General features: G+C 69.7%; 14 protein-coding genes. 3 read left to right on the forward strand and 11 right to left on the reverse strand.

Annotation, left to right across the window (positions count from 1 at the left end):
• The first annotated feature begins 1 nt into the window (after position 1).
• The 3 genes from KV106_RS17345 to ruvC are packed head-to-tail and all read left to right on the forward strand — an operon-like array spanning position 2 to position 2,195.
• Positions 2-649 (forward strand): lysophospholipid acyltransferase family protein, encoded by a 648-nt coding sequence (locus KV106_RS17345; RefSeq protein ID WP_057591172.1) that lies wholly within the window; start codon positions 2-4, stop codon positions 647-649.
• Positions 650-1,639 (forward strand): phosphatidate cytidylyltransferase, encoded by a 990-nt coding sequence (locus KV106_RS17350; RefSeq protein WP_057591174.1) that lies wholly within the window; start codon positions 650-652, stop codon positions 1,637-1,639.
• A 7-nt stretch (positions 1,640-1,646) separates the two neighbouring features.
• Positions 1,647-2,195: a crossover junction endodeoxyribonuclease RuvC gene (ruvC, locus tag KV106_RS17355; RefSeq protein ID WP_261211322.1), complete on the forward strand. Its 549-nt coding sequence runs from the start codon at positions 1,647-1,649 to the stop codon at positions 2,193-2,195.
• Between the two features lie 13 nt (positions 2,196-2,208).
• On the opposite strand, the gene KV106_RS17360 is transcribed toward ruvC, so the two are convergent.
• The 11 genes from KV106_RS17360 to KV106_RS17410 form a co-directional block, all read right to left on the reverse strand.
• Positions 2,209-3,372 (reverse strand): acyltransferase family protein, encoded by a 1,164-nt coding sequence (locus KV106_RS17360; protein ID WP_409976533.1) that lies wholly within the window; start codon positions 3,370-3,372, stop codon positions 2,209-2,211.
• A gap of 125 nt (positions 3,373-3,497) precedes the next feature.
• Entirely contained in the window at positions 3,498-3,674 is a 177-nt protein-coding gene (locus KV106_RS17365) for a hypothetical protein (RefSeq protein WP_172705536.1), read from the reverse strand.
• 25 nt (positions 3,675-3,699) lie between these two features.
• Positions 3,700-4,623, reverse strand: a complete 924-nt coding sequence (gene lpxC / locus KV106_RS17370) for a UDP-3-O-acyl-N-acetylglucosamine deacetylase (protein ID WP_057591179.1) — start codon at positions 4,621-4,623, stop codon at positions 3,700-3,702.
• 250 nt (positions 4,624-4,873) lie between these two features.
• Complete coding sequence (gene ftsZ, locus KV106_RS17375) at positions 4,874-6,079, reverse strand: cell division protein FtsZ (protein WP_057591180.1); 1,206 nt, start codon at positions 6,077-6,079, stop codon at positions 4,874-4,876.
• Between the two features lie 169 nt (positions 6,080-6,248).
• The gene (gene ftsA, locus KV106_RS17380; RefSeq protein ID WP_057591181.1) at positions 6,249-7,478 is read right to left on the reverse strand and encodes a cell division protein FtsA; all 1,230 of its coding nucleotides are present in this window, start codon (positions 7,476-7,478) and stop codon (positions 6,249-6,251) included.
• A 21-nt stretch (positions 7,479-7,499) separates the two neighbouring features.
• On the reverse strand, positions 7,500-8,291 hold the full coding sequence (locus KV106_RS17385; protein ID WP_057591182.1) for a cell division protein FtsQ/DivIB: 792 nt from the start codon (positions 8,289-8,291) through the stop codon (positions 7,500-7,502).
• A 2-nt stretch (positions 8,292-8,293) separates the two neighbouring features.
• A complete protein-coding gene (locus KV106_RS17390; RefSeq protein WP_261211325.1) occupies positions 8,294-9,265 on the reverse strand; it encodes a D-alanine--D-alanine ligase in 972 nt (323 codons plus the stop codon).
• Positions 9,262-10,731: a UDP-N-acetylmuramate--L-alanine ligase gene (gene murC, locus KV106_RS17395; RefSeq protein ID WP_261211326.1), complete on the reverse strand. Its 1,470-nt coding sequence runs from the start codon at positions 10,729-10,731 to the stop codon at positions 9,262-9,264. Before murC ends, KV106_RS17390 begins: the two co-directional genes overlap by 4 nt.
• Positions 10,728-11,792: an undecaprenyldiphospho-muramoylpentapeptide beta-N-acetylglucosaminyltransferase gene (gene murG, locus KV106_RS17400; RefSeq protein ID WP_057591185.1), complete on the reverse strand. Its 1,065-nt coding sequence runs from the start codon at positions 11,790-11,792 to the stop codon at positions 10,728-10,730. Before murG ends, murC begins: the two co-directional genes overlap by 4 nt.
• The gene (gene ftsW / locus KV106_RS17405) at positions 11,789-13,087 is read right to left on the reverse strand and encodes a putative lipid II flippase FtsW (RefSeq protein ID WP_057591186.1); all 1,299 of its coding nucleotides are present in this window, start codon (positions 13,085-13,087) and stop codon (positions 11,789-11,791) included. Before ftsW ends, murG begins: the two co-directional genes overlap by 4 nt.
• Entirely contained in the window at positions 13,084-15,378 is a 2,295-nt protein-coding gene (locus KV106_RS17410) for a Mur ligase family protein (protein WP_261211327.1), read from the reverse strand. The genes ftsW and KV106_RS17410 overlap by 4 nt, the downstream gene beginning before the upstream one ends.
• Between the last annotated feature and the right edge of the window lie 5 nt (positions 15,379-15,383).

The following is a 15,383-nucleotide window of genomic DNA, read 5'->3' on the forward strand; positions in this document are numbered from 1 at the left end:
CATGTTGGCGAAGCTCGTGGGATGGTTGCTGTTGGGCGTGGTGCGATTGCTCACCGGTGCCCAGGCGCGCTGGTACGGCTGCCCGCCGAAGGCCGAGCAGCGCATCTATTTCGCCAACCACCAGAGCCATGCCGACCTGGTGATGATCTGGGCAGCGCTGCCCGAGGAGCTGCGCAGCATCACGCGCCCGATCGCGGCGCGCGACTACTGGGCCAACACGCCGGTCAAGCGCTGGATCACGACCGAGGTGTTCAACGCGGTGTACGTCGAACGGCAGGCGGCCGCGCCCGAGCCCTCCGCCGCGGCGCCCGAGGAAGCCCGTGCCGTCGACCCGCTCGCCCCGCTGGTCGAGGCGCTGCGCAGCGGCGACTCGATCATCATCTTCCCCGAGGGCACGCGCGGCCACACCGGCGAGCCGCAGAAATTCAAGTCGGGCCTCTATGCGCTCGCCACCCAGTTCCCCGAGGTGGTGCTGGTGCCGGCCTGGATCGACAACGTGCAGCGCGTGATGCCCAAGGGCGAGATCGTGCCGGTGCCGATCCTCTGCTCCGTCACCTTCGGCGCGCCGATCCGCGTCGAGGCCGGCGAGGAGCGGCGTCCCTTCCTCGACCGCGCGCGTGCCGCAGTGATCGCCTTGCGCGACGTCTGAATGAATCAATTTCTCCGCAGCCTCAGCCCCACGCAGCAGGTCGCGGCGCTGTTCCTGATCGTCTTCGGCGTGCTCGTGGTCGTGAGCACCGCCGCCTTCTTCCTGAGCTTCAGGGAGCGGCGCAACCCGGTGCACGACGCCGCCTGGCAGGCCGAGCTCGCGCACTTCCGCAAGCTGCTGGGCACCACCTGGTTCATGGCCGTGATCTTCTGGATCGGCTGGGCGCTCGGCGAGACCGTGGCCACGGTGCTGTTCGCGCTGATCGCCTTCTTCGCGCTGCGCGAGTTCATCACCCTCTCTCCCACGCGGCGCGGCGACCACCGCAGCCTGATCCTCGCCTTCTTCGTGGTGCTGCCGGTGCAGTTCTGGCTCGTGGCCACCGCGCGCTTCGACTTGTTCACCGTGTTCATCCCGGTCTACGTGTTCCTCGCGATCCCGGTGGCCAGCGCGCTGGCCGACGACCCGAGCCACTTCCTCGAGCGCAACGCCAAGCTGCAGTGGGGGATCATGGTCTGCGTCTACGGCATGAGCCACGTGCCGGCGCTGCTGCTGCTGAGCTTTCCGGGCTACGAGGGCAAGAGCGCCTTCCTGGTGTTCTTCCTGGTCTTCGTGGTCCAGACCTCGGTGCTGGTGCAGCACCTGATCTCGCGCCGCAGCCAGCGCACGCCCTTCGCGCCCAACGTGAGCCGCAGCTTCAACTGGACCAGCTGGGGCATCGGCATCGCGGTGGCCAGCCTGGTGGGCGCGCTGTTCTCCTTCATCACGCCCTTCAAGTTCGGCCAGGCGCTCGCGGTCTCGGTCATCGCCTGCATCGCGGGCTCCATGGGCCACCTCGTGATGAAGGCGCTCAAGCGCGATCGCGGCATTCCCAACTGGGGCCAGAAGGGTGTGGGCGTCACGGGTGCCAACGGCCTGCTCGACCGCGTCGATGCGCTGTGCTTCGCGGCGCCGATCTTCTTCCATTCCGTGCGCTGGTACTTCGGGGCTTAAGGAACACATGCGCATCCTGGGCATCGACCCCGGCCTCAACACCACCGGCTTCGGCATCGTCGACGTCGATGGCCATGCGCTGCGCTACGTGGCCAGCGGCACCATCAGCACGCGCAGCGTCACCAGCGGCAGCCTGCCGCAGCGCCTCAAGGTGCTGTTCGACGGCATCGCCGAGATCACCGAGCGCTACCGGCCCGATGCCTCGGCGGTCGAGATCGTGTTCGTCAACGTCAATCCGCAGTCCACCTTGCTGCTGGGCCAGGCGCGCGGTGCCTGCGTGACCGCGCTGGTCAGCAACGACCTGCCGGTGGCCGAGTACACCGCGCTGCAGATGAAGAAGGCCGTCGCGGGCCACGGCCAGGCGGCCAAGGCGCAAATCCAGGAGATGGTGAAGCGCCTGCTCGAGCTGCCGGGCCTGCCCGGCAGCGACGCGGCCGACGCGCTGGGCATCGCGATCACGCATGCGCAGGTCGGGCGCACGCTGGAGCGGCTGGCGGAAGCCGCCACGCTGTCGCACTCGACGACCGGGCGCTACCGGCAGGGCCGCTCGCGCTGAACCGCCGGCACGCTCAGAAAGCGATGACCCGCATGCCGCGGCGGGTTCGATGGCCGCGATCGGCGCGCGCATGTTGCGGCGGACGCCGGACCAGCAGCGGCACCTCCACCAGGCGATACGACAATTCGGCCAGCACGGCGGTCGCCAGGCCGGCCAGCAGCACGCCCTCGCGCGGCTGCAGCACGCCGTCGAGCATGAGCCGGCGCGCGAACTCCATCACCGACAGGTGGACGACGTACATGCCGTACGAACGCTGGCTGGCCCAGCGCACCAGCGCCTCCGTGCCCCGGCCCGGCTGCCCCATCCGCGCGACGGCCGGGAAGCACAGCGCGAAGCCCGTCGAGGTCAGGCTGAAGAAGCCCGCGCGCCACGACGCGCTCTGGTAGGAGGCCGGCTCCAGGCTGCTCAGCACCGAGGCCCCGACCAGCGCGAGGCCCAGCGCCAGCATCGGCTGCGCGAGCGCATCGCAGGCCCGACGCCGGCTGCGCATCAGCCAGGCCATGGCCACGCCATAGGCGATCGCGTCGAGGCGCAGCAGCACGACCTTGCGAATCCGCGCGTCCCAGTCGGCGGCGACCGCGTCGTCGGTGATCCAGCGCGCCAGCAAGGGCAGCACGATGAAGAGCCCGCAGCAGATCGCCAGGGCCCGCGGGGCGCGCATGACGCCGGCCAGGGCGATCAGCAGGGTGGCGAACAGCAGGTAGAACCACTCCTCGACCATCAGCGACCACGAGACGTCGAACCAGGCGCTGGTCATGGGCCAGGCCAGGTTCTGCGTGAAGCTCAGGAAGAACCAGGGCCATCGCGTGGCACCGGCCCAGGTCCCGCACAGCAGCAGCACGCCGAGCCACAGGTAGTACAACGGAATCGTGCGCATCCAGCGCCGCACCAGGAAGGTCCACAAGGCCCGCGGGCCGGCGCCCTGCTCGAGGATGTCCAGCAGCAGGCCGCCGATGAGGAAGCCGCTGAGCACGAAGAAGAGCTCCACGCCCAGGCTGCCCGAGATGCCGGCCAGTGCCGAGCCGCCGCCCCAGAACACCAGTTGCAGATGGCTGACGAGCACACCGCCGATGGCCAGCGCCCGCAGCAGATCCAGCCCGAAGACCCGTTCCCCGCCCCGTTTTTCTGCCTCCGTCCCGGCCACGCCGCCAACGCCACCCTGTTGCGATGGAGTCATCCGTCCCCCCGATCAAATTTTCGGGGCGGATATTACAAAAGGAATTCTTAATGAAATCTCCTCCGGACGGAGGAGTGTGGATCGCCGCTCACCCGGCGACGGGAGACCGGCGGTGCCGGTCCGGATCAGGCCACGCGTTCGGCGATCAGCACCGCGAAGAAGCCGCAGGCCGCGAGCAGGGTCCACTTGAGCACGATCCAGCCGAAGCGCCGGTACTTGGGCTGGCCAGTGCCGGCATAGAACGCGAACGAGACGCCGGCCATCAGCAGGAGGAACAGCAGGGCCCAGCGAAAGAGGAGCATGCGTGGTGGATCGGCCGCGGCTCGCCTACCAGGCGCGAGCGACTTCGTTGAAGCCGCGCGGCGCGCGCTTCTCGTCGGCGAAGGTCACGATCTCGTAGGCGTCGCTGTGCGAAAGCAGTTCGCGCAGCAGCTTGTTGTTGAGCGCATGGCCCGAGCGGAAGGCGGTGTAGGCCGCGAGCAGCGGCTTGCCGATGATGTAGAGGTCGCCCATCGCGTCGAGAATCTTGTGCTTCACGAACTCGTCGTCGTAGCGCAGGCCGCCGGCATTGAGCACCTTGGTGTCGTCCATCACGATGGCGTTGTCGAGTCCGCCGCCGAGCGCGAGGCCCTTGCTGCGCATGTACTCGACTTCCTTCGTGAAGCCGAAGGTGCGCGCGCGCGCGATGTCGCGGCTGTACGAGCCGCTGCCGAGATCGAACTCGACGCGCTGGCCCGTGGAGTTGACGACGCGGTGATCGAAGTCGATCTCGAAGCTGAGCTTGTAGCCGTGGTACGGCTCGAGCGCCGCCCACTTCTCGTTGGCGCCGTCGCCCTCGCGCACTTCGACCTTGCGCAGCACGCGGATGAAGCGCCGCGGTGCCTTCTGGAACTCGATGCCCGCGCTTTGCAGCAGGAACACGAAGGACGAGGCCGAGCCGTCGAGGATCGGTACCTCGTCGGCCGTGATGTCGATGTAGAGGTTGTCGATGCCCAGGCCGGCGCAGGCCGACATCAGGTGCTCGACGGTCTGGACCTTGGCGCCGCCGGTGGAGACGGTCGAGGCCAGCCGGGTGTCGGTGACCGCCTCGGCGGTCATGCGGATCTCGGCGGGCTCGGGCAGGTCGACGCGGCGGAACACGATGCCCGTGTCGGCCGGGGCGGGACGCAGCGTGAGCTCCACGCGCTGCCCGCTGTGGAGCCCCACGCCCACGGCGCGGCTGATCGACTTGAGGGTTCGTTGTTGCAGCACGCCTGCGATTTTAGGCGCGCGGCGTGCGTGGCGCGCCAATCCCCTGGCTATTACACCCATAGGCATCGTTCGTATGGCATAGCCCCGAAATGGACGCAAAGGGATGAAGAAAACGCGCCTGATACAGGCGGGAAGGCTTTATCTGGGCCTCCTCCTGCGCCTCTTGCGAGTTCTTCAAACCCTCTGCGTCCGGTCGGGCCGCCGCGCGGCATCTCTTTCGAGATGCCCGCGACGGGCCCTGGTCCGGTTCTCAGTCGGCCTGGCGGCGCAGGAAGGCCGGGATCTCGAAGTCGTCCATGCCGCCCGAGGACAGCGCATCGACCTTGGCCGCGGCCATCGTGCGGTTGGTGCGCCACACGCTGGGCACGGCCATGCCTTCGTAGTTGGGCTGGTTGCCGCCACCGCCGTGGCCGGTGCCCATCGAGGGCACGTTGAACGGGATGTTGTCGGTGCCGGTGCGGATCACCTCGAGCGTCGGTGCCTGGCGGCGCGCGTCGGCGCGCGACAGGCCGGTGGCGACCACGGTCACGCGCATCTCGTCGCCGAGGGCGTCGTCGTAGGCCGCGCCGTAGATCACGTGCGCATCGGGCGAGGCGTAGGCGCGGATGGTGTTCATCGCGAGCTTCGACTCGTTGAGCTTCAGCGAATTCTTCGATGCGGTCACCAGCACCAGCACGCCCTTGGCGCCCGAGAGGTCGATGCCTTCGAGCAGCGGGCAGGCCACGGCCTGCTCGGCCGCGATGCGCGCGCGGTCGGGACCCGAGGACACGGCCGTGCCCATCATCGCCTTGCCCGGCTCGCCCATCACGGTGCGCACGTCCTCGAAGTCGACGTTCACGCCGCCGTACTCGTTGATGATCTCCGAGATCCCGCCCACGGCGTTCTTCAGCACGTCGTTGGCCTGCGCGAAGGCTTCTTCCTGGGTGATGTCCTCGCCCAGCACGTCGAGCAGCTTCTCGTTGAGCACCACGATCAGCGAGTCGACGTTGGCCTCGAGCTCGGCCAGGCCGGCTTCGGCGTTGGTCATGCGGCGGCCGCCTTCCCAGTCGAAGGGCTTGGTCACCACGCCCACGGTGAGGATGCCCATCTCCTTCGCCACGCGCGCGATCACCGGCGCGGCGCCGGTGCCGGTGCCGCCGCCCATGCCGGCGGTGATGAACAGCATGTGGGCGCCGTCGATGGCCGCGCGGATCTCGTCCACGGCGGCCTCGGCCGCTTCACGGCCCTTCTCGGGCTTGCTGCCGGCACCCAGGCCGCTCAGGCCGAGCTGGATGTTGCGCTGCGCGCTGCTGCGCTGCAGGGCCTGCGCGTCGGTGTTCGCGCAGACGAACTGCACGCCCTGCACGCCGCGTTCCATCATGTGCGCGACCGCGTTGCCGCCGCCACCGCCGACACCGATCACCTTGATCTGCGTGCCCTGGTTGAACTCTTCGACTTCGATCATTTCGATGGTCATCTTCTACTCCTTGAATCTTGCAGTTGCCGTTGTCTATGAATGAATCTTTTTGGGGGTACCCGACGAGAACGAATTCATCGTCGCGATGGTGGACCTGTTCGTCGCCATCGCTCGTTGAAATGCAAGGGAGGGCTGCCGCGCGCGAGCCAGAGTGGGGAATGGTTCATGGTCAGAAGTTCCCCACGATGAAGTCCTTGAAACGTCCGAACGCGGTTTTTACCGAGCCGTTCTTCTGTGCCACCTTGAAGCCACGCATGCGTGCGAAGCGGGCCTCCTCGAGCAGGCCCATCACGGTGGCCGCGCGCGGCTGCGCGACCATGTCCGACAGCGCGCTCGAATACTTCGGGATGCCGCGGCGCACGGGCTTGAGGAAGATGTCCTCGCCGAGCTCGACCATGCCGGGCATCACCGCGCTGCCGCCGGTGAGCACCACGCCCGAGGAGAGCACCTCCTCGTAGCCCGACTCGCGCACCACCTGCTGCACCAGCGAGAAGATCTCCTCGATGCGCGGCTCGATCACGCCGGCCAGCGCCTGCTTGCTCAGCATGCGCGGACCGCGGTCGCCGAGGCCGGGCACCTCGACCTGCGTGTCGGGATCGGCCAGCAGCTGCTTGGCGAAGCCGTTCTCGACCTTGATGTCTTCCGCGTCCTTGGTCGGCGTGCGCAGCGCCATCGCGATGTCGCTGGTGATCAGGTCGCCCGCGATCGGGATCACCGCCGTGTGGCGGATCGCGCCGTTGGTGAAGATCGCGACGTCGGTGGTGCCCGCGCCGATGTCCACCAGCACCACGCCGAGCTCGCGCTCGTCCTCGGTCAGCACCGCCTGGCTCGAGGCCAGCGGGTTCAGCATCAGCTGGTCGACCTCGAGGCCGCAGCGGCGCACGCACTTGATGATGTTCTCGGCCGCGCTCTGCGCGCCGGTCACGATGTGCACCTTGGCCTCGAGACGCATGCCGCTCATGCCGATCGGCTCCTTCACGTCCTGGCCGTCGATCACGAACTCCTGCGGCTCCACCAGCAGCAGGCGCTGGTCGCTCGAGATGTTGATGGCACGCGCGGTCTCGACCACGCGCGCCACGTCGGCCGGCGTCACTTCCTTGTCCTTCACCGCCACCATGCCGCTGGAGTTGATGCCGCGGATGTGGCTGCCGGTGATGCCGGTGTAGACGCGGCCGATCTTGCAGTCGGCCATGAGCTCCGCTTCCTTGAGCGCCTGCTGGATGCTCTGCACGGTGGCGTCGATGTTCACCACCACGCCGCGCTTGAGGCCGTTGCTAGGCGCGATGCCCAGGCCCGCGAGCTTGAGCTCGCCGCCTTGCAGCACCTCGGCCACGACCACCATCACCTTCGCGGTGCCGATGTCGAGGCCGACAACCAGGTCCTTGTATTCTTTGGGCATCGATATGTCCTCGGTATTCGTCTATTTCTTCTTGGGCGTCTTGGGGTCGGCCACCACGGTGGTGACGCCGCGCAAGCGCAACGCATAGGCGTCGTTGTGGCGCAGATCGGCGCCCTCGACGTCGTCCATGGTGCGGCGGTACTGCCCCGCGACCTGCGTCACGGTCTTCAGGAAGCGCTGCAGCCGCGCCGCCACCTCCTCGCTCTGGCCCCGGCCCAGTTCGATCGTCGCGCCGCTGTCGAGCTGCGCGCGCCAGCTGCCCCGGCTCGACAGCGTGAGCGCGTCGAGGCCGAGGTCGTAGGGCTCGAACATCGGCTGCAGCACGCGGTACATGCCCAGCACCTGCCCGGCCTGCTCGATCGGTCCATCGAGCCGCGGCAGCTTGTCGTCGACCTCCGCCACGTTGGCCTCGAACACGTCGCCGAAGCCGTTGATCAGCTTCGAGCTCGACTCGTCGCCCCAGTTGGCCACCGGCACCTGCTCGGTCAGCGTCACGCGCAGCTTGTTCGGGAACTCGCGCCGCACCACCGCGCTGCGCACCCACGGCACCGACTCGAAGGCGGTGCGCGCGCGCGCGAGGTCGACGGTGAAGAAGTTGCCCTTGAGCTGCGGCGCCACGTTGGCGCGCAGGGTGACGGCGTTGTTGTGCGTCACCTCGCCGTCGACCTTGATGCCCGCGATCGGGAAGAAGGGCTGGCGCAGCACCCACCAGGCGCCCGCGGCGAGCAGCATCAGGCCCACCGCCACGAATGCGAGGTTCGCGACGATGTTCATGAGCTTGACGTCGAAGGGCGTGGGGATGCTGTCGGCCATCTTCAGTGCGCGCCTCCCGTGGCGTCGAGCGTGGCCGTGGCCAGCACGCGCAGGCAGAGTTCCTCGTAGGCGATGCCCGCCGCGCGTGCCGACATCGGCACCAGCGAATGGCTGGTCATGCCCGGCGAGGTGTTCATCTCGAGCAGGAAGGGCTTGCGGTCGCTGGCGCGGATCATCACGTCGGCGCGGCCCCAGCCGCGGCAGCCGAGCGTGCGATAGGCCGCCAGCGCGATGCGCTGGATCTCGCGCTCCTCCGTCTCGGGCAGGCCGCTCGGGCAGTGGTATTTCACGTCGTCGGTGAAGTACTTGTTCTGGTAGTCGTAGGCACCCTCGGGCGCGGCGATTCGCACCACCGGCAGCGCATGCGCGTCGAGGCCGCTGCCGAGCACGGCGCAGGTGACTTCCTCGCCCTCGATGAACTCCTCGCAGAGCACGTCGGCGTCGTACTTGACCGACAGCGTCACCGCGTCCTGCATCTGCGAGTAGCCCTCGACCTTGGTCACGCCGATCGAGGACCCCTCGCGCGGCGGCTTCACGATCAGCGGCAGGCCCAGCACGTCGGGCACGGCCATCACCTGTTCGCGGCTCTGCTGGTCGAAGGCCAGGCGCACGTACTTGGGCGTGGGCAGGCCGTCGGCCTGCCAGATGCGCTTGGTCATGACCTTGTCCATCGCCACGCTCGAGGCCATCACGCCCGAGCCGGTGTAGGGAATGCCGAGCATCTCGAGCGCGCCCTGCACCGTGCCGTCCTCGCCGTGGCGGCCATGCAGCGCCACGAAGCAGCGCGCGAAGCCTTCGCGCCGGAGCTCGGACAGGTCGCGCTGCGACGGGTCGAAGGCATGGGCGTCGACGCCGCGCGAACGCAGCGCCTCGAGCACGCCGGTGCCCGACATCAGCGAGACCTCGCGCTCGGCCGAGCTGCCGCCGAACAGCACGGCGACCTTGCCGAAGAGTGTGGGATCCTGAAGGCTCACGACGCCTCCCCCTTGTGCGCAGCGTGCTGCGATGTCGTGGATGAAGAAGAAGTGGCCACCGCCGGCACCGCGCCGAGCTCGACCACCTTGCCCGGCACCGCGCCGATGGAGCCCGCGCCCATGCACAGCACCACGTCGCCGGCACGCGCGTTGTCGAGGATGGCCCGCGGCATCGCGGCGATGTCGTCGACGAACACCGGCTCGACCTTGCCGGCCACGCGCAGCGCGCGCGCCAGCGTGCGGCCGTCGGCCGCCACGATGGGCTGCTCGCCGGCCGCGTAGACCTCGCCGAGCAGCACCGCGTCGGCGGTGCCGATGACCTTGACGAAGTCCTCGAAGCAGTCGCGCGTGCGGGTGTAGCGGTGCGGCTGGAAGGCCAGCACCAGGCGCCGGCCCGGGAAGGCGCCGCGCGCGGCCGCGAGCGTGGCGGCCATTTCCACCGGGTGGTGGCCGTAGTCGTCGATCACGGTGAAGCTGCCGTCGCCGGCCTTGGCCGCGACCTCGCCATAGCTCTGGAAGCGCCGGCCCACGCCCTTGAAGCCGGCCAGCCCGCGCTGCACCGCCTCGTCAGCGATCCCGAGTTCGACCGCCACCGCGATCACCGACAGCGCGTTGCGCACGTTGTGCTCGCCCGGCAGGTTCAGCACCACCGGCAGATCGGGCAGGGTCACGCCGTTGCGGCGCTGCGCGGTGAAGTGCATCTGGCCGCCGACGGCGCGCACGTCGACCGCGCGCACCTGGGCGTCCTCGCCGAAACCGTAGCTGGTGACCGGGCAGGTCACGTCGGCCACGATCTCGCGCACCGCCGGATCGTCGGTGCACAGGATCGCGGTGCCGTAGAAGGGCATGCGGTGCAGGAAGTCGACGAAGGCCTTCTTCAGCTTGCCGAAGTCGTGTCCGTAGGTCTCCATGTGGTCGGCGTCGATGTTCGTGACCACCGCCATCACGGGCAGCAGGTTCAGGAACGAGGCGTCGGATTCGTCGGCCTCGACCACGATGTAGTCGCCGCTGCCGAGCTGCGCATTGGCGCCCGCGCTGTTGAGCCGGCCGCCGATCACGAAGGTGGGATCGAGCCCCGCGGCCGCGAGCACGCTCGCCACCAGGCTGGTGGTGGTGGTCTTGCCGTGCGTGCCGGCGATGGCGATGCCCTGCTTCAGGCGCATCAGCTCGGCCAGCATGACGGCGCGCGGCACGACCGGGATGCGCTTCTCGCGCGCGGTCAGCACCTCGGGGTTGTCGGCCTGCACCGCGGTCGAGGTCACGACCGCGTCGGCGCCCTCCACGTTCGCGGCCGCATGGCCCACGAAGGTGCCGATGCCCAGGCCCGCGAGCCGGCGCAGCGTGGCGCTGTCGGAGAGGTCGGAGCCGGTGATGCGGTAGCCGAGGTTCAGCAGCACCTCGGCGATGCCGCTCATGCCGGAGCCGCCGATGCCGACGAAGTGGATGTGGCGAATCGCGTGCTTCATCGTGCCAGCTCCTCGCAAGCGCGCACCATCGCTTCGACGGCCTCGGTTTTCTGCATCGTCCTGGCGCGTTCGGCGCGTTCGATCAATTCGGTTCGTTGTGTCTTCTGTAGCAAATCGGCCAGCAATTCAGGGGTGAGATCGGTCTGTTGCACCAGCCAGCCGCCACCGGCATCGACGAGGAAGCGCGCGTTGGTGGTCTGGTGGTCGTCGACCGCGGAAGGAAAAGGCACGAACAGCGCCGCGGCGCCGACGGCCGCGATTTCGGTCACGGTGCTGGCACCGGCGCGCGCGACGATGAGGTCGGCCTCGGCATAGGCCAGGGCCGTGTCCTCGATGAAGGGCGTGAGCTCGCCCTCGACGCCGGCGGCCGCGTAGTTGGCGCGCAGCTCGTCGATCTGCTTGGCGCCGCTCTGGTGCAGCACCTGCGGGCGCGTGCCCGGCTCGATGCGAGCGAGCGCCTGCGGCACCACCGCGTTGAGCGCCTTGGCGCCGAGGCTGCCGCCGACCACCAGCAGCTTGAGCGGACCGCTGCGGCCCGCGAAGCGCTCGGCCGGCGCAGGCTGCGAGGTGAAGGCCGCGCGCAGCGGGTTGCCGATCCACTGCGCCTTCTTGAGCACGTCGGGGAAGGCCGTGAAGACGCGGTCGGCCACGCCCGCCAGCACCTTGTTGGCGAGGCCCGCGACCGAGTTCTGCTCGTGCAGCACCAGCGGCTTGTTGAGCAGCACGCCCATCATCCCGCCCGGAAAGGTGATGTAGCCGCCCAGGCCCACGAGCACGTCGGGCTTCACGCGGCGCACCACGCGCAGGCTCTGCCAGAAGGCGCGCAGCAGGCGCAGCGGCAGCAGGAACAGCGTGAGCGGACCCTTGCCGCGCACGCCGCCGAACTGCACCGGCTCGAAGGCGAAGCCGCGCGGCGGCACCAGCTTCTCTTCCATGCCGCCGGGCGCGCCCAGCCAGTGCACGCGCCAGCCGCGCTCGCGCAGCGCCTCGGCCACGGCGAGGCCCGGGAAGATGTGGCCGCCGGTGCCGCCGGCCATCACGAGTGCGGTACGACCCGTCATACGCGGCCCCCTCTCATGAGGACACGGTTCTCGTAGTCGATGCGCAGCACAATCGCCAGCGCCACCATGTTCATCAGGATCGCCGAGCCGCCGAAGCTCATCAGCGGCAGCGTGAGGCCCTTGGTCGGCAGCGCGCCGAGGTTCACGCCCATGTTGATGAAGGCCTGGAAGCCGATCCACACGCCCACGCCCTGGGCCACGAGGCCCGAGAACACGCGGTCGAGCGCGATGGCCTGACGGCCGATGTGCATCACGCGGCGCGTGAGCCAGAGGAACAGGCCGATGATCAGCAGCACGCCGACCAGGCCGAACTCCTCGCCGATCACGGCCAGCAGGAAGTCGGTGTGGGCCTCGGGCAGCCAGTGCAGCTTCTCGACGCTGCCGCCGAGGCCGACGCCGAAGATCTCGCCGCGGCCGATGGCGATCAGCGAGTGCGACAGCTGGTAGCCCTTGCCGAGCGCGTGCTCCTCGCTCCACGGGTCGAGGTAGGCGAAGATCCGCTCGCGCCGCCACGGGCTGGTGGCGACGATGGTGCCGAAGGCCACCACCACCAGCGCGGCGATCACGAAGAACATGCGCGCGTTCACGCCGCCCAGGAACAGGATGCCCATCGCGATCACCGCGATCACCATGAAGGCGCCCATGTCGGGCTCGGCCATCACCAGCATGCCGACCACCACCACCGCGATGCCCATCGGCAGCACGGCGCGGAAGAAGCGCTCCTTGATCTCCATCTTGCGCACCATGTAGCTGGCCGCATAGAGCACCATCGCGACCTTCGCGAGCTCGGAGGGCTGGAAGCGCATGAAGCCCATCGGCAGCCAGCGCCGCGCGCCGTTCACGCTGATGCCGATGTGCGGGATCAGCACCGCCACCAGCAGCAGCAGCGAGGCCACGAACAGCCAGGGCGCGGCGCGCTCCCAGGTCTTCATCGGGATCTGGAAGGCCAGCAGCGCGGCGATGAAGGCGAACACCACCGAAGCCGCATGGCGCGTGAGGAAGTACGAAGCGCTGTAGCCGGCGCGCGCGAAGCGCGGGTTGTCGGGCAGCGCGATCGAGGCCGAATAGACCATGATCAGGCCCCAGGTCAGCAGCGCGACCGTGACCCACACCAGCGCCTGGTCGAAGCCCAGCACGCGGATCGGCGCGGCCTTGGTCTGGGTGAAGCCGGCGCCGCCGAGGCGCACCGGCAGGTGCACCGGCAGCGCATCGATGCCGCTGCGCGCGCGCCGGAACCAGCCGCTGAAGCGGCCGGGCCGGGTGTTGGGCGTGGCGCCCGCGGCGGCGGAGTTCACGATGCCGGTCCTTCCGTCGAATCGGGTTCCCCGAAGTCGCGCGGCTCGTCCTCGAGCGCCTGCACGGCCTCGCGGAACACCGCCGCGCGGTGCGGGTAGTTCTTGAACATGTCGAAGCTCGCACAGGCCGGTGACAGCAGCACGGCATCGCCCGGATGGGCGCGGCGCGCGGCCAGCTGCACGGCCTCGTGCATCGAGCCCGCATGCATCAGCGTGACGCCGGTGGCAGCCAGCGCGGCCTCGATCAGCGGCGCGTCGCGGCCGATCAGCACCACGGCGCGCGCGTACTGGCGCACCGGCAGCGCGAGCGGCTCGAAGTCCTGGCCCTTGCCCTCGCCGCCGAGGATCACGACCACGCGGCGGTCCTCGCCGAGGCCGCCGAGCGCCGCCACGGTGGCGCCGACGTTGGTGCCCTTGCTGTCGTCGAAGTACTCGACGTCGTCGATCAGCGCCACCGGCTCGACGCGGTGCGGCTCGCCGCGGTACTCGCGCAGGCCGTAGAGCATCGGGCCGAGCGGGCAGTCGGCCGCGTTCGCGAGCGCCAGCGCGGCGAGCGCGTTCATCGCGTTGTGGCGGCCGCGGATGCGCAGGGCGTCGGCCGGCATCAGGCGCTGCACGAAGATCTCTTCCTCGACCACCTGGCCGCGCTTGCGCTTCTGCGTCTCGTCGGCCTCGTGCGCGCGCACCAGCCAGCTCATGCCGTTGACGCGCTCGATGCCGTAATCGCCGGGGCGCTGCGGCATGCTCGCGCCGAAGGTGACGTGCGGGCGCACCTGCACGCGCTGCGCCTTGGGCTTGGCCGGCGCGCGGCGCGCGCCGCGGGCGTTCACCACCTCCTCGACGGGCTTGACCGGTTCCTGGCCCGCGGTGGCGAGCATCGCCATCACGGCCGGGTCGTCGCGGTTGAGCACCATCAGCGCGGTCTTGCCGAAGATGCGCGACTTGGCCTGCGCATAGGCCGGCATGTCGCCGTGCCAGTCGAGGTGGTCCTGCGTGAGGTTGAGCACCGTCGCGGCCGCGGGCTCGAAGCCCTGCACGCCGTCGAGCTGGAAGCTCGAGAGCTCGATCACCCAGGCCTCGGGCAGCGTGCCGGCGTCGAGATGCGCGCTCAGCGTGTCGAGCAGCGTCGGGCCGATGTTGCCGGCCACCGCCACGCTCTTGCCGCCACGCTCGATGAGCTGGCCGGTCAGCGCCGTGACCGTGGTCTTGCCGTTGGTGCCGGTGATCGCGAGCACCACCGGCGTGTAGCCCTTGGCGGGCTCGGGCGCGGGTTCCGGCTCGGGCTGGGCCTCGGCCTGCGGCGCGGGCTCCTCCTCGGCCACGGCCGAGGCGGGATTGGTGGCGGCGAACTCGGCGATCTTCGCGACGAAGTCGGCCGCCTCCTTCGCGGCCGTGGGAACGTAGGGCTTGCCGACCGTGAAGGCCGGCAGGTTCGACGCGGGCTTGGGGGCCGGTGCGGCGACGGGCGCGGGCTCGGCGGCCTCGGGTTGGGTGCCTTCGGCGGCATCCGGCGTTTCGGGCTCGGCGGGCTCGGCGCCTGCCTCGACGCCTTCCTGAACCACGGGCGCATCGGCGGCCGGTGCCTCGGGTTCCGGCGGCTGCAGCACAGGGACGCTCAGCGAGGGATCGCGCGGCATCGATTCGGGCAAGGCGGCGGGAGCGCGCGGTGCTTCGGAGGTTTCCTCGAGGGCTTCGGGTTCGGCGGGCTGCGCCTCGATCGCGGGCGCCATGGCTTCGACGGCTTCGGCCACTGCCGTCGTCTCGACCACGGCCTCTTCTGCCGCTGCGGGAGCTTCTTCCGCCGCCGGCGCCTGGACTTCGGGCAGCACGGCAGGCGCCTGCGCCTCGGGCACCGGCTCGCTCTCGGCCGGCACCGCCGCCTCCAGCGCCAGCTCGCCTTGCGCCGCGCTTTCTTCTTCAACCTCGACCACCGCCGGTGTCTCGACGATCGCGAGATCCGCCAGCGCGCGCGCGAACAGGTCGAGCTCGCCGCCGACCGGCAGTCCGACCGCGCGCGCCGCATCGGCCACCGGCGCGATGGCCTCGGGGCTCAGGCCCGGCGAGCGGTAGACGGCGCGGATCGGCGTGCCCTCGATCAGCGCGGCCGTGAACGGGCCGCCGACGAACACCGCCTCGGGCCACTCGGCGCGCAGCGTGTCGAGCAGGGCCGGCGCCTCGCGCGTGTCGGCCACCGTCACCTGCGCGCCGTGGCGCGCGCACCAGCGCGCCATCGCCAGCCCGGACGCGCCGAGGCCGAGGATGAGGACGGGGAGGTCTTTCAGGTGCCGCATGCGTC

It is taken from the genome of Variovorax endophyticus (assembly GCF_025376855.1).
Taxonomy (GTDB): domain Bacteria; phylum Pseudomonadota; class Gammaproteobacteria; order Burkholderiales; family Burkholderiaceae_C; genus Variovorax.